The 22,324-nt window shown below is 73.4% G+C and carries 24 protein-coding genes; 10 read left to right on the top strand and 14 right to left on the bottom strand.

Translation table 11 applies throughout. The features are described from left to right. The first annotated feature begins 1 nt into the window (after position 1). The 3 genes from Nocox_RS22690 (at position 2) to Nocox_RS44210 (ending at position 1,582) form a co-directional block, all read left to right on the top strand. The gene (locus Nocox_RS22690) at positions 2–673 is read left to right on the top strand and encodes a dihydrolipoamide acetyltransferase family protein (RefSeq protein ID WP_020540516.1); all 672 of its coding nucleotides are present in this window, start codon (positions 2–4) and stop codon (positions 671–673) included. A 122-nt stretch (positions 674–795) separates the two neighbouring features. Then, the gene (locus tag Nocox_RS22685; protein ID WP_020540517.1) at positions 796–1,416 is read left to right on the top strand and encodes a lipoate--protein ligase family protein; all 621 of its coding nucleotides are present in this window, start codon (positions 796–798) and stop codon (positions 1,414–1,416) included. Between the two features lie 67 nt (positions 1,417–1,483). Beyond that, positions 1,484–1,582, top strand: a complete 99-nt coding sequence (locus Nocox_RS44210) for a hypothetical protein (RefSeq protein WP_425517730.1) — start codon at positions 1,484–1,486, stop codon at positions 1,580–1,582. Between the two features lie 27 nt (positions 1,583–1,609). On the opposite strand, the gene Nocox_RS22675 is transcribed toward Nocox_RS44210, so the two are convergent. Continuing rightward, the gene (locus Nocox_RS22675) at positions 1,610–2,260 is read right to left on the bottom strand and encodes a TetR/AcrR family transcriptional regulator (RefSeq protein WP_020540518.1); all 651 of its coding nucleotides are present in this window, start codon (positions 2,258–2,260) and stop codon (positions 1,610–1,612) included. Positions 2,261–2,357: 97 nt separating this feature from the next. Here Nocox_RS22675 and Nocox_RS22670 point away from each other — a divergent pair, with 97 nt between their 5' ends. Together Nocox_RS22670 and Nocox_RS22665 are read left to right on the top strand one after the other, a co-directional pair. Then, positions 2,358–3,875, top strand: a complete 1,518-nt coding sequence (locus tag Nocox_RS22670; RefSeq protein ID WP_020540519.1) for an alpha/beta hydrolase family protein — start codon at positions 2,358–2,360, stop codon at positions 3,873–3,875. Between the two features lie 212 nt (positions 3,876–4,087). Continuing rightward, positions 4,088–6,973 carry an NACHT domain-containing protein gene (locus Nocox_RS22665; RefSeq protein ID WP_020540520.1) on the top strand — a complete coding sequence of 962 codons (2,886 nt, stop codon included), beginning with the start codon at positions 4,088–4,090 and terminating at the stop codon, positions 6,971–6,973. A 34-nt stretch (positions 6,974–7,007) separates the two neighbouring features. On the opposite strand, the gene Nocox_RS22660 is transcribed toward Nocox_RS22665, so the two are convergent. Continuing rightward, entirely contained in the window at positions 7,008–7,589 is a 582-nt protein-coding gene (locus tag Nocox_RS22660; protein ID WP_020540521.1) for a TetR/AcrR family transcriptional regulator, read from the bottom strand. A gap of 37 nt (positions 7,590–7,626) precedes the next feature. Here Nocox_RS22660 and Nocox_RS22655 point away from each other — a divergent pair, with 37 nt between their 5' ends. The 4 genes from Nocox_RS22655 (at position 7,627) to Nocox_RS22640 (ending at position 12,041) form a co-directional block, all read left to right on the top strand. After that, positions 7,627–8,499, top strand: coding sequence for an ABC transporter ATP-binding protein (locus Nocox_RS22655; RefSeq protein WP_020540522.1), 873 nt, complete (start codon positions 7,627–7,629; stop codon positions 8,497–8,499). Next, positions 8,496–9,917: a hypothetical protein gene (locus Nocox_RS22650; protein WP_020540523.1), complete on the top strand. Its 1,422-nt coding sequence runs from the start codon at positions 8,496–8,498 to the stop codon at positions 9,915–9,917. Before Nocox_RS22655 ends, Nocox_RS22650 begins: the two co-directional genes overlap by 4 nt. A 64-nt stretch (positions 9,918–9,981) precedes the next feature. Next, positions 9,982–11,430, top strand: coding sequence for an FAD-dependent oxidoreductase (locus tag Nocox_RS22645; RefSeq protein ID WP_020540524.1), 1,449 nt, complete (start codon positions 9,982–9,984; stop codon positions 11,428–11,430). Beyond that, positions 11,427–12,041 (top strand): TetR/AcrR family transcriptional regulator, encoded by a 615-nt coding sequence (locus Nocox_RS22640; protein ID WP_020540525.1) that lies wholly within the window; start codon positions 11,427–11,429, stop codon positions 12,039–12,041. Before Nocox_RS22645 ends, Nocox_RS22640 begins: the two co-directional genes overlap by 4 nt. On the opposite strand, the gene Nocox_RS22635 is transcribed toward Nocox_RS22640, so the two are convergent. Further along, positions 12,017–13,279, bottom strand: coding sequence for a cation:proton antiporter (locus tag Nocox_RS22635; protein WP_020540526.1), 1,263 nt, complete (start codon positions 13,277–13,279; stop codon positions 12,017–12,019). The two genes, Nocox_RS22640 and Nocox_RS22635, sit on opposite strands and share 25 nt — an antisense overlap. Positions 13,280–13,487: 208 nt before the next feature. Here Nocox_RS22635 and Nocox_RS22630 point away from each other — a divergent pair, with 208 nt between their 5' ends. Continuing rightward, a complete protein-coding gene (locus Nocox_RS22630; protein WP_020540527.1) occupies positions 13,488–13,949 on the top strand; it encodes a GbsR/MarR family transcriptional regulator in 462 nt (153 codons plus the stop codon). A 1-nt stretch (position 13,950) separates the two neighbouring features. On the opposite strand, the gene Nocox_RS22625 is transcribed toward Nocox_RS22630, so the two are convergent. The 11 genes from Nocox_RS22625 to Nocox_RS22575 all read right to left on the bottom strand — a co-directional run bounded on the left by Nocox_RS22625 (position 13,951) and on the right by Nocox_RS22575 (position 22,249). Then, a complete protein-coding gene (locus tag Nocox_RS22625; RefSeq protein WP_020540528.1) occupies positions 13,951–14,706 on the bottom strand; it encodes a GntR family transcriptional regulator in 756 nt (251 codons plus the stop codon). Continuing rightward, on the bottom strand, positions 14,703–15,518 hold the full coding sequence (gene trpA / locus Nocox_RS22620) for a tryptophan synthase subunit alpha (RefSeq protein WP_020540529.1): 816 nt from the start codon (positions 15,516–15,518) through the stop codon (positions 14,703–14,705). The genes Nocox_RS22625 and trpA overlap by 4 nt, the downstream gene beginning before the upstream one ends. After that, the gene (trpB, locus tag Nocox_RS22615) at positions 15,515–16,720 is read right to left on the bottom strand and encodes a tryptophan synthase subunit beta (RefSeq protein WP_020540530.1); all 1,206 of its coding nucleotides are present in this window, start codon (positions 16,718–16,720) and stop codon (positions 15,515–15,517) included. Before trpB ends, trpA begins: the two co-directional genes overlap by 4 nt. A 73-nt stretch (positions 16,721–16,793) precedes the next feature. Continuing rightward, a complete protein-coding gene (locus tag Nocox_RS22610; RefSeq protein WP_020540531.1) occupies positions 16,794–17,384 on the bottom strand; it encodes a DUF1707 SHOCT-like domain-containing protein in 591 nt (196 codons plus the stop codon). A gap of 64 nt (positions 17,385–17,448) precedes the next feature. Continuing rightward, positions 17,449–18,081, bottom strand: a complete 633-nt coding sequence (locus tag Nocox_RS22605; protein ID WP_063711580.1) for a TetR/AcrR family transcriptional regulator — start codon at positions 18,079–18,081, stop codon at positions 17,449–17,451. 39 nt (positions 18,082–18,120) lie between these two features. Continuing rightward, positions 18,121–18,852, bottom strand: a complete 732-nt coding sequence (locus Nocox_RS22600; protein WP_020540533.1) for a hemerythrin domain-containing protein — start codon at positions 18,850–18,852, stop codon at positions 18,121–18,123. Between the two features lie 89 nt (positions 18,853–18,941). Continuing rightward, positions 18,942–20,189 carry an APC family permease gene (locus Nocox_RS22595; protein ID WP_020540534.1) on the bottom strand — a complete coding sequence of 416 codons (1,248 nt, stop codon included), beginning with the start codon at positions 20,187–20,189 and terminating at the stop codon, positions 18,942–18,944. A 46-nt stretch (positions 20,190–20,235) separates the two neighbouring features. Beyond that, positions 20,236–20,634, bottom strand: coding sequence for a VOC family protein (locus Nocox_RS22590; protein ID WP_020540535.1), 399 nt, complete (start codon positions 20,632–20,634; stop codon positions 20,236–20,238). After that, on the bottom strand, positions 20,631–21,407 hold the full coding sequence (locus Nocox_RS22585) for an arsenate reductase/protein-tyrosine-phosphatase family protein (RefSeq protein ID WP_020540536.1): 777 nt from the start codon (positions 21,405–21,407) through the stop codon (positions 20,631–20,633). Before Nocox_RS22585 ends, Nocox_RS22590 begins: the two co-directional genes overlap by 4 nt. A gap of 48 nt (positions 21,408–21,455) precedes the next feature. Then, a complete protein-coding gene (locus Nocox_RS22580; protein WP_020540537.1) occupies positions 21,456–21,818 on the bottom strand; it encodes a DUF6223 family protein in 363 nt (120 codons plus the stop codon). A gap of 38 nt (positions 21,819–21,856) precedes the next feature. Beyond that, the gene (locus Nocox_RS22575; RefSeq protein ID WP_020540538.1) at positions 21,857–22,249 is read right to left on the bottom strand and encodes a DUF6223 family protein; all 393 of its coding nucleotides are present in this window, start codon (positions 22,247–22,249) and stop codon (positions 21,857–21,859) included. Between the last annotated feature and the right edge of the window lie 75 nt (positions 22,250–22,324).

Below are 22,324 nucleotides of genomic sequence, written 5' to 3'. Positions count from 1 at the left end.
GATGACCGTGGACGCGAGCGGCCCCGGCGTTCGTGACGTGGTGCCGCTGACCGGCATCAGGCGGACCGCCGCGCGCAGGATGATCAAGGCGTGGGAAGCGCCGGCCTTCACTCTGACGCTCACCGTGGACATGTCGGCCGCGCTCGCCGTGAAACAGCGTGACGCCCAGGCGACCGTGACCGACAGGCTGATCGAGTGCTGCGCCAGAGCACTCGTGAGGCACCCGCAGCTCAACGCGTGGTACGACGACCTGACCGTCACGCGGTTCGGCCAGGTCAACATCGGTGTGGCGGTCGCGACCGACGCGGGCCTCATGGTCCCCGTCGTCCAGGGCGCCGACCGGCTCGCGCTCCCGGAGATCAGGGCCGCCCGCCGTGACCTCGTCTCCCGGGCGCGGGAGGGCCGGCTCGGCAGGGCCGACGTGACGGGGGGCACCTTCACGATCTCCAACCTCGGCATGCAGGGCGTCGACCGGTTCACCGCGATCCTCAACGTGCCGCAGGTGGCGATCCTGGCGATCGGTGCCACCAGCGAGCGGTACGTCCGCCGTGACGGTGCGGGGGAGTGGGTCCCCCAGGCCGACTTCACGCTCACCTGCGATCACCGGGCGGTCGACGGCGCGACGGGCGCCGCGTTCCTCACCGAGCTGCGCGCCCTGATCGAGACGCCTTGATCCCCGTGCTCCCCGCCGATCGGACCGACCCTCCGGGAGGAGACCCGTTCCAGCATGTAGCGGGTCTCCTGCGGAAACTCTCGCAAGAAGAGCGGGCATCCCCCATCCTCCATGTCCGCCGGTTGCCGCCGGTCGTCGCCTTCAGCCGCCGTGACACGAGGAACCCCGGATTCGCCTCCGCCGTCGTGGCGGTCGTGGAACACGGCTTCGCGGCCCACGTACGCCCGGTCGGGGGATCGGCCGCCCCCCTGCACGGGGGCAGTCTGGTGCTCGATCACTACGGCGTCGACCCGGCCGGCGCCCTGTCCCCGCACCACCGCTTCACCGCGGTGGCGGAGGCACTGCGCGCCGCCCTTGGCTCTCTCGGCGTGGACGCCCGCGTCGGTCCGGTGCCACGGGAATACTGCCCCGGCGACCACAGCGTCAATGCCCGGGGCCGAGTCAAGATCGCCGGCACCGCGCAGCGCATCCGCGGGCGCTCCTGGCTGGTCAGCTCCGTCGTGCAGGTCCACGGCGGCCCCGCCCTTCGCGACGTGGCCCTGGCCTGCTACGACGCGCTTGACCTCGAACTGGACCCTTTAACGATCGGCACGGTCGAGGAGGAGACGGGCGTTCGCGAGCTTCACGCCGTCGTCGCCGCGATCGTCACGGCGTACGTCACGCACGGGCTTGTACGTCCCGACGACATCCTCGACAGCGCCACCCCGGCTCCCGTGGAAGCCGGTCGCCGGCCGACTGGCTGACGTCTCAGCGCCCGCCCCTGCCTTCAAACCGCATCAGGCATGCCTGGACATCCTGCCAGGTGAGATCGTGGCCATCCTGGGCCCCTCGGGCTGCGGGAAGTCCACTCTGCTGCGGCCGGCGGCCGGGCTCGGGTCGGGCACGAGCACCAGACCCGTACGGAACTGATCGCCAACCTCGCCAGGGCGCGGCGGATCATCTCGAGGTGAACGCGGCGGAGGCCCGGTCCCGGAGCCCGCCGATCACGGCGTCGAGCATCCGGTCGAACTCCGCCACGGACCCGAAGCCGGCCTGCAGGGGCGTGAGGGCGGCCAGCGCCGGGTAGGCGGCGGCGTCGATCGCGGGCATGTCGCCGGGCCCGTCGGGCCCGCCGCTGAGGACCGCCAGCAGATATCCGTTGAGGAAGCCGAACAGCATCAGCGGCGCGTCCGCGACCACCTGGTCGGGCAGACCGGCCTGACGCATCGCGGTGACCAGTCGTTCCAGGGCGGCGAGGGCCACCGGCGAGGTCTGGGCGCGGGTCGCCAGCAGCGGGAACACCCGGGGGTGCCGGTAGGCCATCTCCCGGTAGCGGTGCGCCGTCCAGCGGGTGAGCTTCTCCCAGTCGCGGGGCGCGTCGTCCGCGCCGGCCGCCACCTCGGCGAGCACGGCCTCCGACATCGCGTCCAGCAGTGCCGCTTTGCCCTTGATGTAGTGGTAGATCGACATCGGGTCGACCCCGAGCTCCTCCGCGAGCCGCCGTACCCCGAAGCGGTCGAGGCCGTCGCGGTCGACGAGTACGACGGCGGCGGCCGCGATGCGCTCGCGGTCGAGCCCGGCCGGCGTGCCCTGTCTGCGTCTGGCCACGCCATCTCCCTCCGGTTGCCAAACCTACGATGTAGAATTTACCATGCGAGGTGAAACCTACGATGTAGGTTCGAGGGAAAACGCTGAGGAGTGCCCCATGAGACCCCTGGAGATCCTGTTAGCGGTCGGCAACCTGCTGGGGCTCGCGATCATGGCGATCCCCAGGCTGCGCGCGCGTACGCGGCTCGGCCTGGTGGTGCCCGTCGCGCTGCTCCTCGCGGCGGCGCAGGTCCTCGTCGAAGGCCCGCGCTGGCAACTGGCCCCCGGCTACGCGCTGGCCGTGACCCTCTTCCTGGCCTGGCTGACCGGTGTCGTCCGGCCGCGCGCCGGGCACGTCAACCGGCCGGCCGCCCGAACAGCCGCAGCGCTGGGCGCGCTGGCGCTCCTCGCCTCCGTCCTCCTGGCAACGGTGCTGCCCGTGTTCCGCTTCCCCGAGCCGACCGGGCCGTACGCGATCGGCACCACGACCTACCACTGGGTCGACGCGAGCCGCCCGGAGCTGTTCACCGACGCCCCCGGCGATCGCCGGGAGCTCATGGCCCAGGTGTGGTATCCTGCCGAGCCGGAGCCGTCGGCGCCGCGCGCCCCCTACATCCAGGACGCCGAGGCGGTGACGTCGGCGATGGCGCGCCTGACCGGCTTCCCGGAGCCCGTCTTCAGCCAGTTCAGGTACGTGACCACCGACGCCGTCACGTCCGCGCGGATGGCGGCCGACCGACCCCGCTATCCGGTGCTCATCTCCCTCACCGGGCTCGGCGCGTTCCGGGCCGCGAGCACCTTCCAGATCCAGGAACTGGTCTCGCACGGCTACGTGGTCGTCGGGCTGGACCAGCCGGGCGCCGCCGCCACGACTCGCTTCCCCGACGGGCGGGAGATCCCGGGATGGTCCAGGGACAAGATCTATCCGCTGATCAGGCAGAGCTGGACGCCGCAGCCCGTCGCGCCGGTCCTCCAGGGGCAGACGCTTCCCGACGGGATCATCCCGTACTTCGCGCAGGACGTCAGCTTCGCGCTCGACCGGCTCGCGGGACTGAACGAAGCCGACCCTGACGGCCTCCTGACCGGCCGCCTCGACCTCGGGCGCGCCGGCGTCTTCGGGATCTCGTGGGGCGGCGCGACCGGCGCCGAGGCGTGCGCGACCGACCAGCGCATCAAAGCGTGCTTCATCATGGACGTTCAGCTGACGGCCCACGTCGTCCAGGCGGGCCTGCGGCAGCCGGTCATGTTCATGACCCGCGACACCCAGACCTTCCGTCTCGAACGGGAGCGCAGCGGCGGCTGGCTGGAGGAGGAGATCGCCGGCACCGTCGAGACCATGACCGACGTGTACCGGCGGCTGCCGGGCGCCGGCTACTACGTGGAGGTCCCCGGGTTGTTCCACGTCGACTTCACCGACGTCCCGGCCTGGTCACCGGTCACCCCGCAGCTCGGCCTGAACGGGACGATCGACGCCCGGCGGGCACACGCCGTCATCAACGCCTACTCGCTCGCGTTCTTCGACAAGCACCTGATGGGGCAGTCGCCGTCCCTGCTCGACGGGCCGTCGAGCCGCTTCCCTGAAGCGCGGTTCCTGCGTCACCAGGGCGTCGCCGTCCACCTCCCTGAGGGGCCGTGACGGCCTTGGGCGCCCTAGACCGGTGCTCACCGTCATCCCGCCCCTGAGCTGACGCCACCCCCTCCCGCCGATTTCGCGGCGCTCCTCCCGCTGAGGGGCGCCCCGAAGCCGGCCGCCCCCGGGAGAAAGGTGTCCATACCCGGTGGGGGCCGGGGGCCGGAATTCGTACGACCCCGTTCCAGGTCAAGAGGGTCTTTGATATTGCTACCGTCATGGACACCAGCCAGCTGCTGCCCTACGGCGGCGCCCTGCTCGCGTTGTTCGTGGTCCTGTGGCTGCTCGACAAGTTCACCGGCGGCATCGTCGAAGAGCTCGGCAAGCGCGCCCTGGACCACCTCCTGCGCGGGCCGAGGCGGCCGGCGCTCGGACGGCGCGCGCTGGGCCGCTACGCCAAGCTGGTGCGCCACACGTTCGGCACGCACACCATGGGCTTTCGCGCGGGCGACGCCCCCGTGACGGTCGAGGAAGTGTACGTCCCCCTGCACTACGAGTCCGGCGGCTCGCGGCTCGACATGGAGCGGCTGGTCCTGTCACGCGATCGCGTGGTCGTCCTGGGGGAGCCAGGCGCGGGCAAGTCCATGCTGCTCAAACACCTCATGCTCGGCTGGGCGGATGATCCGCGGCGGGACCGTCGCGTGCCCATCCTGATCGACCTTCATCGCTACGGCAGGGCCACGTTGCGCGACCTGCTGGCCGAGACGCTGGGGCACGGCAGAGGGCCGATCGGCGCCGACCGGCTGCACCACGCTCTGACGGGCGGTCGGCTGCGCCTGTTCTTCGACGGGCTGGACGAGGTGGCACGCGACCACCAGTCCACCGTGCTGGGCGAGCTCAGAGAGCTGGCCAGCCGCTACGAGCGCTGCCCCATGGTGGTCACCTGCAGGGAGTCCGTCTACAAGGGCGCGCTCGCCGCGGAGTTCGGCGCCCCCGTCGTGGTGGCCGACCTCGACGACGCGTCGCTGCGGGTGCTCTTACGCCACCTGGTCAAGGACGACGTGCGCGCGCACTGTCTGATCGCCGCGCTGAGCGACACCCGGCCGGTGCTGGAACTGGCGCGCAGCCCCATGCTCCTCACCATGACCTCCTACCTGTTTCTGGAGGGGGTCTTCGGCGAGCAGGCGGAGAGACTGCCCAGGTCCCGGGCCGGGTTCTACGAGCTGGCGATCCGGTATCTGCTCGGCCGCGACACCGCGCGCGGGCTGGACGCGATGACCCGTTTCGAGCCCGACGTCAAGCTCGTCGTCCTGCGGCGGCTGGCGCTGTCGCTGATGAACCAGGACGACGGGCGGACCGTCGGCCACCGCGACCTGGTGGCGCTGATCAGGACGGAGGCCGCTGACCTCCTCCAGGACGCGCAGGCCGAGCGGCTGATCGACGAGCTGGTGGACCGAAGCCGCCTGCTGGTCCGGCTGTGGCAGGGCGGCGGCCGGAGCTACGTCTTCCGCCACCTCACCTTGCAGGAATACCTGGCCGCCGTCGAACTCGCGGGGCGCGGCGAGGAACTGCTCGGCCACTACCGGCGCGCCCCGGCGCTCTGGCAGGAGGTCGTCCGCCTGTGGTGCTCCATCGTCCCCCGCGACTGCACCTGGCTGCTGCGCGAGCTCTACGCCGACCCCCGCTCGCGGGTGCTGGTCCTGCGCTGCCTGGCCGAGGCCGAGCACGTCGAACCGGCCTTCGCCGACGACGTCATCGTCGACTTCGTCGCCCCGGTCTCCTGCGGCATCGAGCTGCCGGGCCCCGCGCTGCGCGCGCTCGGCGCGCTGGCCGCCGTCGGCAACACCCGCGGTGACCAGGTGCTCGCCCAGCTCATGGGCAGTGCGCAGGCCGACTACCCGGCCATCTACCACGTACTGGCTGCTTCCGGTCGGCGCGAGGCGCTGGACCGGCTGCTGGAGGCCGCGGACACCTCCACCCACGCTCGCGGCGCGCTGCGCGCCATGGGAGACCTGGCCGTCCCGGAGCTGAAACGCGTGGAGCGTGCCTGGGCCATCGATGAGCTGGGGCGGATCGGGACGCCGGCCGCGGCCGAGGCGCTGACCGAGCTCACCGATCACATTCGCGCCGTGTGGTGGCTGGCCGCGCTGCTGAACAGCGAGGACGTCCGCACCGCCCTGTCCTTCGGGGAGAGCCCGGGAGGAACGAGCTGGATCAGCCGGCCCTACCGCGGTGACTGGCCGCCCCGGCTGTGCGCGATCATCGAATCCGTGGTCGGCCAGTTGCGCGCGAACGACGAGGCCATACCCCCCGATCTCGACCTGCCGCCCGTCTTCCCGCCCGTCGCGCTCGCCGTCCTGGCCCACGACGACTTGATCGGCTCGGGGAACCAGCCGCTGCCGGTGTCCCAGCAGGAGGAGCAGGCGCTCCACTGGTTCGAGAGAGCCGGGATGCTGCCGCCGGGCCTCCGCAAGCGTTCGATGTCCGAGCAGGTCTACCGAGGGCTGGCCGCCATCACCGCGGACCACGCCGGCAACGCCCGGCTGCACCGCGCCGCCCTGCACCTGGCCGGCTTCGTGGTACGGAACCGCCCCCTACGCCCCGCCACGTCGCAGTGCCTGGCCGCGCTCGACTGGACGGTCCTCGCCGCCGTCGCCGGACGTCTCGACCGGCCCTGGGGCGGCCGGCAGAGGTGGAGCCTGCTGGGGGAGGAACGGCCGGAGCCCCGGTTGCTCCGCCGCCTCCTGACGACGGGCGTGACTCTGGGCGCGCTGTTCACGGCCGGCACGGGAATCTACGGAGCGATGCGGTCCCTGCTGGGCCAGGGGACGTGGGGGCCGGTCTGGCTGGCGATCGTCACGGTGACCGCCGTAGTGGCCACCGTCGTGGGCGTGATCACCATCAGTTCGGGGTTCGGGGCCTGGGTGCTCTTCCCCGGGGTACTGGTGTCCTCGGCCTGTCTCATCGCCTACAGCGGGGCGACGCTCAACGACTGGCTTGCTCCCTACGGCCCCCACGCCGGCTGGACGGCTTACGCCGTGGCGGGCCTCGCTCTGGCCTCGCTGGGTGCCTACTACTTCCGCCTGAAGCGCCGTTGGGCCAACCCCTTCCGCCAGGTACTGGCCCAGTGCTCACCCCACTGCCTTCCGGCATCCTTCCACTGACCTTTCCACGATCTGGCCCTGTGACCGGCCGGGCTCATTCGAGGGTGCGGAGCCCGTCCTCCAGCAGGTGGAGGGCGCGGCGCATCCGCTCACGCAGGGCCTGCGGCGGGTCGCCCCGCTCGATGCCGGCCAGGGCCGCTCCGACCAGCGCGCCGACCAGCGCGCCTGCCGTCGCGCGGGACAGTGTGTCGTCCAGCCGGTCGGGGTAGGCGCGCCGCAGCCGGTCGGCGATCAGGCGCTCCGCCGCGATCAGCCGTTGCAGCGCCTGGGCCTGCAGCTCGGGTTTGGCGAACATGAGGGCGAGCCGGTCGGGGCTGGACAGGTCGTCCGAGGCGGCCAGGACGCGGTCGAGGATCTGGCGCACGGCCTCCAGCGGGGTGTCGGCCTGTACGGCGTCGAACGCCTCCCCGATCGCCCGCAGCCGCTGATCGGTGCCCGCGAACAGCACGTCCTCCTTGGCGCGGAAGTAGCCGAAGAACGTGCGCGTCGAGACGTTCGCGGCGGCGGCGATGTCCGCGACCGTGGTCTTGTCGTACCCCTTCTCGGCGAACAACCGTGCCGCGGCCTCGACCAGCGCGGCCCGCGTCTGTTCCTTCTTCCGCTCTCGCAGCCCCATGGCGACATCCTACACTCTGATGTAAAGTTGCATTGTGATGCAAAAAGAGACCATCCGGGTCGAGGCGCTCCGGGTGCGCTACCGCGCCGCCGCGCGGGACGCGGTGGCCGGCGTCGACCTCACCGTGGGCGCCGGCGAGGTGTTCGGCCTGCTCGGCCCGAACGGCGCCGGCAAGTCCACGACCCAGCGCGTGCTCACCGGCCAGCACCGCCGCTACACCGGCCGCGTCCAGGTGCTCGGCCGGCCCATCGCCGGCTGGGGCCGGCACCTGTACGAGCGGATCGGCGTCGGCTTCGAGCTGCCCGCGTACTTCCCCAAGCTCACCGCCCGGGAGAACCTGGCCGCCTTCGCCGCCCTCTACCGCCGCCCGGTGGACCGGCCGGACCAGGTGCTGGCCACCGTCGGCCTCGCCGACGCCGCCGACCAGCGCGCCGCGACGTTCTCCAAGGGCATGAAGATGCGGCTGAACCTGGCCCGCGCGATCCTGCACCGCCCGGACGTGCTCTTCCTCGACGAGCCGACGTCCGGGCTGGACCCGGCCAACGCCGCCGACGTCCGGGCGATCATCCGCGCGCAGGCGGACGCCGGGCGCACCGTCTTCCTCACCACCCACGACATGCCGGCCGTCGAGGAGCTGTGCACCCGGGTCGCGTTCATGCGCGAGGGCGCCGTCGTGGCCGTCGACACCCCGCGCAACCTCCGGCTCGCCCACGGCCGCCGCTCGGTGATCGTGGAGTTCGCCGAAGCCGGTGAGCTGCGGCAGGCCGAGTTCCCGTCCGCCGACGATCCCGGGCTGCTGGACCTGCTCGCCACCGGACGGGTACGGACCGTGCACACCCGCGAGGCCGCGCTCGCCGACGTCTTCATCGCGGTCACCGGGACCGCCTCCGCCGCGAGCGCGGCGTCATGACGCGGCGACCGGCCGCGCTGCTCGCGCTCGAACTGCGCGTCCAGTGGCGCAACGGCGTCCCGGCGGCGGTGCTCGGGCTCGCCGCGTTCTGGTCCGCCCTGCTCGTCCTGCTGCCGGTGCGGGCCGCGTGGGTCGCGACGCCGTACCTGCTGTTCGTGGAGGTCATGACGGTGGGCACCCTGTTCGCGGGCGCTCTGACCGTCACCGACCGCTCCACCGGGGCCGCCGCCGCGCTCGCCGTGAGCCCGGCGCGGCCCTGGGAGCAGATCGCGGCGAGATCGGCCCCGCTGGCCGGGCTCGCGACGCTCGGCGCGGTCCCGGTCCTGATCGCCGGGGGGCGTGCCGGCCAGATCGGTGCGGGGCTGCCCGCGATCGCCCTGTCCGGCCTGCTCCTGGTCGCCGTCGCGGCCGGCGTCGCCGCCCGCAAGGACGAGTTCGTCGGGTTCATGGTGGCGCTGGCGGGCCCGATGGCGCTGCTGCTCGCGGTGCCGCTGGCGGTGTCCGCCGGGCTGCTGAGCGGGATGCTGTGGTACGTCACGCCCACGACCGGCGCGCTCATGCTGCTGCGCGGTGACGCGCCGTACCCGGCGGGCGGGCTGCTCGGCTATCTGGCGTTGTGGGCGGCGGCGGCCGTGGGGTACGCCACCTGGCGGCTGCGCGCCGGTCAGGACGCGGCGCCCGGCCGGGCCGTCGTCCATGTCCGGGCGCTCCCCGGCCGGCCGCGCCTGCTGGTGTTCCCCCGCGCCGACCTGCGCAACATCACCCGGGACACGATGCTGGCCGCGGTGGCGCTCAGCCCGCTGCTGCTCGCGCTCGCGCTCCGCTTCGGCTACCCGCCGCTGGCCGGATGGCTCCAGCGCACCGGCGGCCCCGGCCCGGCCTCCTACGAGCCGGTGCTGGCGATGCTCGCAGTCGCCGTGCACGTGCCGGTCTCTTTCGGCATGACGGGCGCGCTGCTCGTGCTCGACGACCTGGAGGACGGCGCGCTCGCCGTCGTGCGCACCTCGCCGCTCGGGGTGCCGCGCTACCTCGCCTACCGGCTGGCGGCGGTCACGCTGCTCAGCGCCGCCGGTCTCGCGGTCGCGGCGCCGTTGTCCGGCCTGGTGCCCGCCTCGGCGGCCGGCGCGCTCGTGCTCGCCGTACCGCTCGGGCCGTTGATGACGCTCGCGACGCTGGCGGTCGCCCGCAGCAGGGTGCAGGGCGCCACCGCGGACAAGGTGCTGGCGCTGCCCGCGTACCTGCCGGTGGCGGCGTGGTGGCTCAGCGGGCCGGCGGGCTGGGCGCTGGCGCCGTTGCCGACGTACTGGATCGTCCGATCCTGGACGGAGGCCGACCCGCTGCACCTGCTCGGCGGGCTGGCCTGCCTCGCCGCGTGGCTGATCCCGCTCGCCCGCCGGGTGATCCGCGCGCTCAGGTAGACGCCATGGCGCCTGCGGGTTAAATTGTTTACGATACCGTTCCGTAAACAAAGCGAGGTGTGCCGTGGAACCTGATGTCCTCGTCATCGGAGCCGGGCCGGTCGGCCTGACCCTGGCGTGCGCGCTGCTCCAGCACGGCGTCTCGGTACGGGTGCTCGACAAGGCCCCTGGCCCGGCCACCACGTCGCGGGCGAACTTCGTGCACGCGCGCGGCTCCGAGGTGCTCGACCGCCTCGACGCGCTCAGCGGCCTGCCCGAGCAGTCCGTACGGGCCATGACGATCACCACGTACGCGGGCGACCGCCCGATGACGCGCATCCGCTTCGGCGATCCCGGCCTGAACACCGCCGCCGCCCCGATGGTCATCTCCCAGGCCCGGGTCGAGGCGCGGCTGCGCGACCGCCTGGCCGAGCTGGGCGTCAGGCCGGAATGGGGCTCCGCGCTGGTGGGCGTCGACCGGGACGCCGACGGCGTCACCGCGGCGCTGGGCGACGGCCGCACCGTGCGGGCGCGCTGGCTCGCCGGCTGCGACGGGACCGGCAGCACCGTACGCAAGCTCGCCGGCATCGGCTTCCCCGGCGTCCGGGTCAGCGAACGCTTCCTCCTGGTCGACGCCCACCTCGACACCACCCTCGACCGCTCGGGCACCAGCGGCTGGGTGCACCCGGAGGGCATGCTGGGCGCCATGCCCATGCCCGGCGGCGAGTGGCGGCTGCTCGCCTACGACCCCGCCTTCTCCGGCGACAAGCCGACCGAGGAACAGATCGTCGAGCGCATGCGCCGCATCCTGCCCGAACGCACCGGCCTGGCCGGCATCCGGCTGCTGGACGCCTCCTGGGCGTCGTTGTTCAGCGTGCACCGCCGCCTGGCGGACACCTACCGGCAGGGCCGGATCCTGCTGGCCGGGGACGCCGCCCACGCGCACGCCCCGTTCGGCGGGCAGGGCATGCTCACGGGAATCGGCGACGCCGAGAACCTCGCCTGGAAGCTGGCCCTCGTGATCCGGGGTGTGGCGGGCGACCGGCTGCTCGACACCTACGAGGCCGAGCGCCGCCCGCTGGCCACGCAGGTCCTGCGCGGCAGCACCGCCGCCACCAGGGTGAACATCGCCGCCGGGCCCGTCGGCCGCTTCCTGCGCGACCGCGTCATGATGCCGGTGTTCAACCTGGCCGTCCTGCAGCGCTGGGCCACGTACACCACCTCCCAGCTCTGGGTCGGCTACCGGCGCGGCCCGCTCGGCGGGCGCGGTCGCCGGCCCAGGCCCGGCGACCGCGTCCCCGACGTGGCCTGCGAGCGTACTGACGGCACCCGTACCCGGCTGCACGCCGAACTGCGCGGACGCTGGGCCGCCCTCGGTGGCGACGACCTGTACGAGGCCGCCCGCGGGCGGCTCGGGGAGCGCGTCGTCCACCTCCGTCCGGTGGACCCGCTGCCCGCTATGCTCGTACGCCCGGACGCCCACCTGGCCTGCACGGGCGATCCCAACCGCTGGCTGGACGGAGCACTCGCTTGACCTCCACCCGAGGACGCGGACGCCCCCGCGACCCCGAGACCGACGCCTCGATCCTGCGTGCCGCGCTGGAGCTGTTCATCGAGCGCGGCGTCGAGGGCACCAGCATGGAGCAGATCGCCCGACGGGCCGGCGTCGGCAAGCTCACCGTCTACCGCCGCTGGAGCACCAAGGAGGACCTGATCGCCCAGGCCGTCGAGCAGACCGTCAGCGCCGACCTGGTCCCGTCGGCTGACGACATCGAGGCGCTGGAGCCCCAGCAGATCATCGAAGGCGTCATCGAGGCGGCGGCGCGGATGACCGCGAGCCCGGATTTCCGGGCGCTGACCGCGCGGATGATGGGCTCGGCCGTCAGCCACCCCGAGCTGATGGCCGTCTACTGGAAGCACCACGTCCTGCCGCGCCGCGAGCTGGCCGCCGCCCTGCTGCGGCGCGCCCAGAAGGACGGCACCGTGGCCGCCGACGCCGACCTCGACGTGCTGATCGACATGATGGCCGGGGCGGTGACCTGGCGGGTGCTCCAGCCGGACCCGCCGGACGCCGCCGGCATGCTCGACTTCCTCAAGGAGGTCTACCGGCAGGCGGGGCTCTACCGGCCGTCCGCGGGATCCTGATCGAGCCCGGACCGGCCGGCCGGGTCCGGCCGGCGGCGGATCCTGCGGGCCACGGTCCCGTACCAGACCGGCACCTCGCGCTCGTCGTCGAACCAGCGGGCCACCACGATGTCGGTGGAGGAGTGCAGCAGGATCGACAGCACGATGGTGACCGCGACGAGCTGGAACACCGGGACGGCGGCGGCGATGCCGGAGCCGAGCACCAGCAGCCCGTAGACGACGGAGGCGAAGCCCTTGGGCCCGAACCACGCCACCGCGGCCTGCTCACGCACGCTCAGCCCCGAACGCAGGAACGACACCCAGATCGCGACCGGCCGGGCCACGAACAGCGCGAGCACCGCGAACAGCCACCCCTGCCAGCCGACCGAGCCGAGCAGGGCCGGGGTGATGAGCGCGCCGAAGACCAGCAGCGCGGCGAGCTTGAACACCTCGGCGATGAGCTCGCCGAAGTGCTCGAACGACTCGCGCTGGCGCGGGCCGAACGTGGCCACGGTGATGCCGGCCGAGAACGCGGCCAGGAACAGGTTGCCGTGCGTGGCCTTGCCGGCGGCGAGCACGAGCAGGCCGATGGCCAGGGCGTTGAGCGGCTCATATTGGGTGGAGGCGGCGAACCAGCGGGTCTGCTCCAGCTTGATCGCCACCCAGGGGACGGCGACGCCGATGACGACGCCGAGCCCGAGTTCCAGGCCCAGCTCGCCCAGGTGCAGGTCCTCGGATCCGGCCGCGACGGCGAGGAAGACGATGACGAACGGCAGCGCCAGGCCGTCGTTGACGCCGGACTCGACGTTGAGCAGTTGCCGCAGCCGGGGCGGCACCTTGTCGTTGCCGACCAGGGCGGCGGCGAACACCGGGTCGGTGGGCGCCAGGATGGCGCCGATCAGCAGCGCCTCGATCCAGCCCAGCCCGAGCAGGTAGTGCGCGCCGACCGCGGTGATGAGCAGGGTCAGCGGCAGGCCCCAGCCGAGCGCCCGGCCGGGCAGCCGCCAGGCGCCGCGCAGCTCGGTCCAGCCCACCCGCATGCCGTCGGTGAACAGCACGGTGAACAGCGCCAGCTCGGCGAGCGTGGCGACCAGGTCGTCGCCGGGTTCGAGGGAGATGACGCCGAGCACGCCGTCGCCGAGCACGAACCCGGCCACCAGGAACAGCGCGGCGGTGGACAGGATCGTGCGGTGCGCCAGGCTGGACAGCAGGACGGCGAGCAGCAGCACGCAGGCGAACGCGGTCAGCAGCACGCCCATCACCGGCACCAGGTGGGGAAGAGCATGGAACGCCTCCGGTCGGGATCAGCGGACGATCTTTGCCGACCAGACTTCCCGGCGCACCGCGATCACCCTAACAGCGGGCGCATGAAAGCGAGAAGTGGCGGAATATCGGCAATTTAGCGAAATGTCAGAAATTTCTGATGGCTGAAAGGGCTCCGCTATCCTGCCTCCAGGAGGTGACCAGGTGGGCGACCAGGAACGATGGCAGGCCGCCGAACGGCTGGCGCTGGTGCTGACCGAGGCCGGCCTGCAACGCATGTCGGCACGGACGTTGGCGGTGTTCCTGTTCACCGATGCCGAGACGGTCACCATGGGCGACATCGCCGACCGGCTCGGCGTCAGCGCGGGCTCGGTGTCCGGCGCGCTCAAGGCCCTGCTGTCGACCGGGCTGATCGAGCGCCTGCCCGCGCCCGGCAGCCGCCGCGAGCACTATCGGCTGCGCGAGGACGCCTGGCCCACCCTGTTCTCCACCCAGAACACCGTCGTCCACGTCATGCTGCAGGCCGCGGAGACCGGCATCGCCACCACCGCGGCCGGCGACCCGGCCCACGCCCGGCTGGCGCGGATGCGTGACTTCTACGAGTTCCTGCTGGGCGAGCTGCCCGGCCTGCTCCGCCGCTGGGAACAGGAACACGCGCCCCGCTGACTCAGCTCGTGGCGCCCCAGGTGAGGGAGAGGCCGGTGGCGGCGCGCTCGGCGCGGATCTCCATCATGCTGCCGAGGATGGTGGCATGGTCCGACACCACGGGCGTGGCGTCCAGCGTGTACGTGATCCGCGTGCTGACCAGCACCGGGCCGCCCTGCGGCTCGTGGAGGTGGCGGGCGGCGGCGGCATCGAGCAGCCCGGGCCGCACCACCTCGGACGCGCGGGCGACCGTCACCCCCGCGTCGGCGAGGGCCATGTAGAGGGAGACGGCGGTGAAGTCGCGCTCACGGATCCGGTCGGCCACCGGCCGGCGGACCCAGGACACCTGGTGGACGGCGGGACGCCCGGCGAACTCGCGGACCCGCTCCAGCCGCAGGGCGCTGTCGCCGGGACGCAGCCGCAGCTCGGCGGCGATCGGCGCGGGGGCTCGGCGCACCGCCCGCCCGACCACGGCGGTGCGCACGTCGTGGCCCTGCTGACGCAGGTCGTCGACCAGGCTGCGGAGCGAGTCGAGCTGGTAGGCCAGGTGGGGCGGGGCGACGAAGGTGCCCTTGCCGGGCCGCTGCACGATCAGCCGCTCGTCGCTCAGCTCGCGCAGCGCGTGCCGCAGCGTCATGAGAGTCACCCCGTAGGAGGCGCTCAGCTCCCGTTGCGGCGGCAGCGCCTCGCCAGGGGCGTACTGTCCCGACCGGATCTTCGCGGCGAGGTCGGCGGCGATGGCGCGGTATCTCGCCTCGTGCCCGGCGTCGGGGGTCATCGTGGTCGGTCACACTCCTGGTCGAGGGCTTGCCGCAGGGTCATGAGGAAGGACTTCAGGTCGTCGGGTCCTGCCCCGTCCAGCACCCGCCGCATGACCGCGGCGCCGACCACCACGCCGTCGGCGTGCCGGCGGGCCTCGCGTGCCTGGTCCGGGGTGGAGATGCCGAATCCTAGCAAGACCGGCCGGTCGGTGACGCGCCTGATCCGCCCGGTGAGCTCCGCCGCCGAGGCGGCGAGCGCGGTCCGCTCGCCGGTGGTGCCCATGACCGACACGGCGTAGACGAAGCCGCGGCTGTGGTGGGCGATCTCCGCCAGCCGCGCCTGCGGCGTGGACGGCGACGCCAGCAGGGCCGGCTCGATCCCGGCCGCCTCGGCGACGCCGGTCAGCTCGCCCGCCTCGTGCACCGGCAGGTCGGGCACGATCAGGCCGCCGACGCCGGCCCGGCGCAGCGCCTCGCAGAACTCCCGGGGCCCGTCGTGCAGCACCAGGTTGTAGTAGGTGCTGACGACCAGCGGCACGCCCAGGTCCGGCAGGCCGGACAGGTCGGCGAGGACGCGGCGGGTGCTCGCTCCCCGGTCCAGCGCCGCCTGGCCGGCCTGCTGGATGGTGACGCCGTCCAGCGTGGGGTCGGAGAAGGGCAGGCCGACCTCGATCGCGTCCGCCCCGGCGGCGGCGAACGCCCTCAGGTAGTCCGTCCAGCCGGGCGTGATCCCGGCGGTGACATACGGCATGAGCAGGCCGCGGCCGGCGTCCCGGCGGGCGCGCAGGTGGCGTTCGACCGCTCCCGCGGCCAGGGTGGGGTTCGTCACAGCAGCTCCTTCAACGTCGAGAGGTCCTTGTCGCCCCGGCCGGACAACGTCATCAGCACCGTCGAACCCGCGGCCAGGTCGCCGTCGCCGGCCGCGCGGATCACCCAGGCGAGGGCGTGCGCCGATTCGAGCGCGGGGACGATGCCCTCGGTGCGCGCCAGCCGCACGGCCGCGGCGATCGCCTCGTCGTCGGTCACGGTGACGTAGCGGGCCCGGCCCAGGTCGCGCAGGTGGGCGTGCTCCGGGCCGACGCCCGGGTAGTCGAGCCCGGCGGCCACGGAGTGCGCCTCGACGATCTGCCCGTCGTCGTCCTGCAGGAAGAGCGAGCGGCAGCCGTGCAGGACGCCGAGCCGGCCGCGGGCCGCCCCCGCGCCGCCCTCCGCCTCGACGCCGACCAGGCGCGCGGGGGTGTCGGCGAACCCGGCGAACGTGCCGGCCGCGTTGGAGCCGCCGCCGACGCACGCGACCACGTGGTCCGGCACGCCGGTCCGCAGCTCGGCGGCGCACTGCGCGCGCGCCTCGTCGCCGATGACCCGCTGGAACTCCCTGACCAGCCACGGGTACGGATCCGGCCCGATGACCGAGCCGATGCAGTAGTAGGCGTCGCCGGTCGTGCCCACCCAGTGCCGCATGGCCTCGCTGGTGGCGTCCTTGAGCGTGCGGCTGCCCGTGGTCACCGGGACGACCTCGGCGCCCAGCATGCGCATGCGGAAGACGTTCAGCGCCTGCCGCTCGATGTCGCGCTCGCCCATGAACACCGTGGCCTCCAGCCCGAGCAGCGCGGCGGCGGTCGCGGTGGCCACGCCGTGCTGGCCGGCCCCGGTCTCCGCGATCAGCCTGCGCCGTCCCATGCGGGTGGCGAGCAGGGCCTGGCCCAGCACATTGTTGATCTTGTGGGACCCGGTGTGGGTGAGGTCCTCGCGCTTGAGGTACAGCTCCACGCCCAGCGCCTCCGACAGGCGGCGGGCCGGCGTGAGCGGGGTCGGGCGCCCGGCGTGCACGGCGAGCAGCCGCGCCAGCGCGCCGCGGAACCCCGGGTCCGCCCACGCCTCCCGGAACGCCTCGTCCACCTCGCGGCACGCCTCCACCAGGGACTCGGGGGCGTACCGTCCGCCGTACTCGCCGAACCGGCCCCGCGCCAGGGGCTCGCCCATCGTCCCCGCCGGCGGGGCCGGCTCCCGCCAGGTCAGCACGTCTCGCATGCCACGCTCCGATCGTTCTATAACTCTGTCGAGAGTTCTATAACAGTGAGTGTGACATGAACGCCGTGGACGCTCAACCGGCGGGCGTACGGGGGGCCGGCTTGGCCTTCGTGCCGACGCCGCCGAACAGGGCGAGGCCGCTGACGACGACCCGCGGTGCCCCCGGCCTGCTGCGGACCGCGCTCCTGTCGAACGCGCCGAACAGGGCCAGGCCCTTCACCTCGACGTCCACGTCGTCGGGCACGACGACCTCCGTGTACCCCCACAGGGCGATGGAGCGCACCCGGATCTCCCGGCTCGCGAAGCGGGCGTCACGCAGGTCGATCTCGCCGCCGCCGAACACCGACAACGACGTGAACGCCCGCGGGGCGACCCAGCGGCCCTTGCGGCTGAACCAGCCGAACACGCTGAAGGCGAAACGGGAGCCGGGCTCGTCCGCCACCACCAGCGAGTCCGTCCGGGCCGGCTCGGGCAGGCCGCGGCCCGCGTGCGCGAGCTCGCCCCGGGTGCGGGCCCCGTAGATCTCGCTCAGCCGCTGGTCCAGCTCGGCCAGCTCGATCCGGCCCGCGGCGGCGGCGTCCTGGAGCCGCCGGGCCGCCCGCTCACGCTCCTCGTCGGAGGGGCGGGTCTGACGGTCGGGGATGAGGTCGGGGTGCTCGGCCATGCGTGCGGTCCTGTCCACTGGATCAACGGGGCAGGGCCATCTTATTCTCCAAGTGGAGAACAAGTCAGCCGGCCGCCTCCGGCCCGGACTCCTCCACCATGTGGGCGCCCATCATCCGCGCGAGCTGGACGCGGAACTCCGCCGCGTGCGCCGGGTCATCGGGATCATGGCCCAGGCCGGCCAGCCACGACCGGCCGCCGATGGCGAAGCCGTACGCGGCCGAGAGCCCGACCAGCACCACCGCCTCGATCCGCGACCGGCTCGGCGCCGGCCGTCCCGCGAGGGCGTCCCTGATCCCGGCCTCCATCGTGTCGACCAGCTCCACCAGCTCCGGGCGCGTGGCGCCCCGGTAGTCGGCGTGCATCTCCGACCAGACGAACAGGCGCAGATAGCGCTCGTCCGCCAGGGTGTCGAACACCACGTCCATGATCCCCGACGCCAGCGGCACGCCGCCCTCGGCGCGGATGCGCTCGCGTACCCGCGTCTCGATGCGGTCGTTCTCGACGCGCAGCACCTCCCTGACCAGGGCGGCATAGCTGCCGAAATAGTGGGACACGAGCCCGTGGGCGACCCCGGCGGCCTCGGCGATCTGCCGCAGGGTCACGTTGTCCGGGCCCCGCCGCATGATCAGCTCGGCCGCCGCCGCCAGCAACTCGGCCCGTGATTCGGCGGGGTCGCGCCTGCGTCTGGGTGCCATGATCAGCAGCTTATTGGCCGGCGGCCAACGGGCTGCTGCTCATACGCGGGGCGTGAACTGGTTCAGGTCGTAGATGCCGAGCGTCTTCTCGATGTCGGCCACCTGCGCGACGACGCCGGCGAAGCCGGCCGCGCCGAACCGGCGGTGCTCCTCGTCCTCGAAGGTCTCGGCCATCTCGGCGAACTCCTTGGGCGGGATGACCTCGCGCATCGCGGGGAAGACCACCGTGTCCTCGCGGGCCTCGTGGGGCTCGTACATGCGGATGAAGGCGGCCAGGTCGGCGGACAGGTCGCGGCGGGACCGCTGGGGGACAGACTTGGCGGTGACGTTCAGGATGCGGCCCGTCAGCACGCGGCCCCGCTCGTGCTGCCGGACCAGGACGGGGACGGTGCCGGTCAGCTTGCCCGCCTTGACCAGGCGCGGGAAGACGTGACGCTCTTCGAGCTCCTCGTGGTACTCCTCGATGAACGTGCGGATGATGCCGGCCCCGGCGTGCAGCGGCTGGGCGGGCACCCGCTCGCCGGCGTCGATCCGCCGGATGCCCTCCCGGTAGACCAGCAGGATGCGCTTGAGCACCCCGTGCTCGCGCATGAGGTCCTCCGGTGGCGTGACCGGCACCTCCTGCGGCTGTTCCGCGCCGCTGGCCTGCGGGGCGGTCCCGCACGCGGTCAGCGCCGCCGTGCCGCAGGCCGCCAGGGCGACGGGCAGGCCGAGCAGCTCGCGGCGGCGTACGCCCGGTGTCTCACGGTTGTCCCGCGTTCTGTCGCTCATCTCGTCCGCCCCGGTGTCCCCGACTGATCACCTCAGGTGCCTGCCCGAAATGGGGTGATCCGACGCGACGAGGAAGGTAATGCTTCCCCCTATCGGCGGCCGGCGAGCGCGCGGCGCAGAGCGTACGCGGCGGCGCCGGCGGCCAGCACCACGACGCCGGCGATCACCGAGGAGAACGGCAGGGCGAAGGCCAGGACCAGGCAGCCCGCCAGGCCGGCCGCCGGGATCAGCAGCGGCGGGCGGCCCTCGGCCCGGGTGAGGGTCCACGCGCTCGCGTTGGCGATGGCGTAGTAGACGAGCACGCCGAAGGAGGAGAAGCCGATCGCGCCGCGCAGGTCCGCCGTGGCGGCCAGGATCGCCACGATCGCGCCGATGACCAGCTCGGCGCGGTGCGGGACCTTGAAGCGGGGGTGGATAGCGGCCAGCGCGTGCGGCAGGTGCCGGTCGCGGGCCATGGCGAGCGTGGTGCGGGAGACGCCCAGGATCAGCGCCAGCAGCGAGCCGGTCGCGGCCACCGCGGCGCCCACGCCGACCACCGGCGCCAGGGCGGGCAGCCCGGCGGCTCGGACGGCTTCGGTCAGCGGGGCGCTCGCCCGGCCCAGGCCGTCGCCGCCGAGCATGGCCAGGGCCGCCACCGCGACTCCCGCGTAGACCACGAGCGTCAGGCCGAGGGCGAGCGGGACGGCCCGGGGGATGACCCTGGCCGGGTCGCGGACCTCCTCGCCCAGCGTCGCGATGCGGGCATAGCCGGCGAAGGCGAAGAACAGCAGGCCCGCCGCCTGCAGGATCCCCCCGACGGTGGTGTCCGGGGTCAGGCTCAGGCGCGCGGGGTCCGCGGCGCCGGAGGTCAGGCAGGCCACCACGACCGCGGCCAGCACGGCCACCACCACGGCGACGATCCCCCTGGTCAGCCAGACCGTCTTGTGCATCCCGGCGTAGTTGACCGCGGTGAGCGCCACCACGGCGGCCACCGCGACCGCGTGCGCGTGCTCGGGCCACAGGTAGGAGCCCACGGTCAGCGCCATCGCCGCGCACGAGGCGGTCTTCCCGACCACGAACCCCCATCCGGCCAGGTAGCCCCAGAAGTCCCCCAGGCGCTCGCGGCCGTAGACGTACGTGCCGCCGGAGGCGGGGTAGCGGGCGGCCAGCCGGGCCGAGGAGGTGGCGTTGCAGTAGGCGACCGCCGCGGCCAGCGCCAGTCCGAGCAGCAGCCCCGACCCGGCCGCGCGTGCCGCCGGGGCGAAGGCGGCGAAGACACCGGCGCCGATCATGGAGCCCAGCCCGATGACGACGGCGTCGCTCAGGCCCAGGCGCCGCTCCAACCGGCCCTGCGCCACGGCGACCTCCTGTCGAGACGGATTCCGATCACGGTTCACGCTGTCGTCACGGTCCTGTCGGGGCGGCGCTCGCGGCCTGGAACAGCTCGACCAGGTTGCCGGCGGGGTCGGCGAGCAGGATCTGACGCCCGCCGGGGCCGGTGACCACGTCGCTGCGGAACGGCAGGCCCGCCGCCCGCAGCCGCGCGACCTCGGCGTCCAGGTCGTCGACGACGAGGTGAATGCGGTTGCGGCCGACGCCGGCGGCCTCGGCGGGCGTGGCGCGGGCGCCGGAGCTGGCGGGGCCGGACAGCAGCAGCCGCAGCGGTCCGCGTACCACGTCGGCGAAGGCGGGCGCGGCGCTGAAGTTGACCGTGAAGCCCAGGTGGGTGGTGTAGAAGTCGACGGCCGCCCCGACGTCGTCGACGATGTAGCGGACGCTGGCGACCTGGCCGGCTGCTGTCATGGCCGGACCTCCTGTCGAGTGGCGGGAAAAAGGACGGGTTGCAGGTGCCGGACGCGGGTGTCGATCTCGGCGGCGGTGCGGTCGAAGGCGAGACAGTCGTCCTCGCCGGCGGGGTCGGGGATGCTCCAGTGCAGGCGTCGCGGGTGGCCGCCGAAGTCGGGGCAGACCTCGCGGACCTTGTCGCACAGGCTGATCACGTAGTCGAACCGGCGGCCGGTCAGGGTGTCCAGGTGCCGTGGGCGCCGGCCGGAGAGGTCGATGGCGTACCGCCGGCGCAGCACGCCTACGGCGTGGGGGTGCAGGCGGGCCTTGGGGTGGCTGCCGGCGCTGGTCACCTCGGCGCGGCTGCCGACGCGGCGGCGCAGCAGGGCCTCGGCCATGGGTGAGCGGGCACTGTTGCCGGTGCACAGGAACAGCACGGACGGCGCCTTCGACGTCTCCGCGCCGGGGGGCTCGGACGTCCCGGCGGGGGACAGGCGCAGCGCGGGATGCAGCGCGGCGCCGGCGGCGGTCAGCGCGTCCGCGCAGCGCTCCAGGTCCAGGTGGTAGTAGCTGTCGCGGCCGTCGAAGCTGCTGCGGCGGGCGCTGACCAGCCCGGCCGAGCGCAGCAGCCGCAGATGGTAGGAGACCAGGTTCTGCGGCTCGCCCACCAGGGCGACGAGCTCCCGCACGCGCAGGTCGCTGCGGGCCAGCTCGCTGAGCAGCCGCCAGCGCACCTCGTGGGCGGCCAGCCGGACGAACGGCGGCGGCGCGGCCTGGCCGGACGGCTTCATGCCTCGCATATTACATCAAACGGTTTTGATGTAATCGACGGGGCCGGGTCAGGCGGTGCGGCGGGAGCGGGCCAGGGCCAGCCCGCCGAGGATCATGGCGACCGGCCCGACCACGAGGTCCACCCAGCCCCCGACGATCCCGTAGCCGGCGCCGGGCCCGCCCTCGGCCGCGGCCACGACCCACGCGCCGATGACGACGGCGGCCAGCCCCGCCGCCAGGGCCGCGACGGCCCCCCTTCTCCCGAAGCCGCCGGTACGACGGGCGGCGCGAGCCAGCGCCAGCGCGCCGGCCACGATGCCGGCCAGCCCCAGCAGCGCGGCCACCGCGGACCAGAGACGCCCGGAGGTCAGGGCGTAAGCGCCGACGGGTTGGGCCAGAACCTGCGTGGCCAGCAGATGACGGACGGACATCGAGCATCCTTTCGATCGAACGGCAAATGCCGGCGGCGTCAGCCGCTCAGCTCGGTACGGCGGGAGCGGACCAGGGCCAGCCGGCCCAGGACCGCGCCGGCCAGCCCGAGCACCAGGGCCAAGGCCGCCCCGAACACCCCGTTGCCGGTGCCGAGACCGCCGTCGGCGACCGCCAGTTTCACCGCGCCGTTGAGCCCGCCGATCACCCCCGCGACCAGCGCCACGACGGCTCCCGCCCGCCCGCCGCCGCCACGGCGGGCGGAACGCAGCGCCAGCCATCCGACGACCACGCCGCCGATCGCCACCAGCGCGGCCACGCTGGCCCAGACCCGCTCGGGGGTGCCGAGGAAGGTGTCGACACCTTGGCCCGCGCACTCCGACGCCGACGTACAGACCGGCGAGGCAGCGGCGAGCACCAACAGGACGGACATCGAGGATCCCTTCGGTCGGAAGACGGGCGTCTGGCGCCTGGCCTCGATCATCGCGCCGCCGAGCCGGCCACGGCC

Source organism: Nonomuraea coxensis DSM 45129 (assembly GCF_019397265.1).
GTDB lineage: Bacteria > Actinomycetota > Actinomycetes > Streptosporangiales > Streptosporangiaceae > Nonomuraea > Nonomuraea coxensis.
The sequence above is the reverse complement of the archived record's forward strand: the minus strand, read 5'-3'. Positions and strand labels throughout refer to the sequence as shown.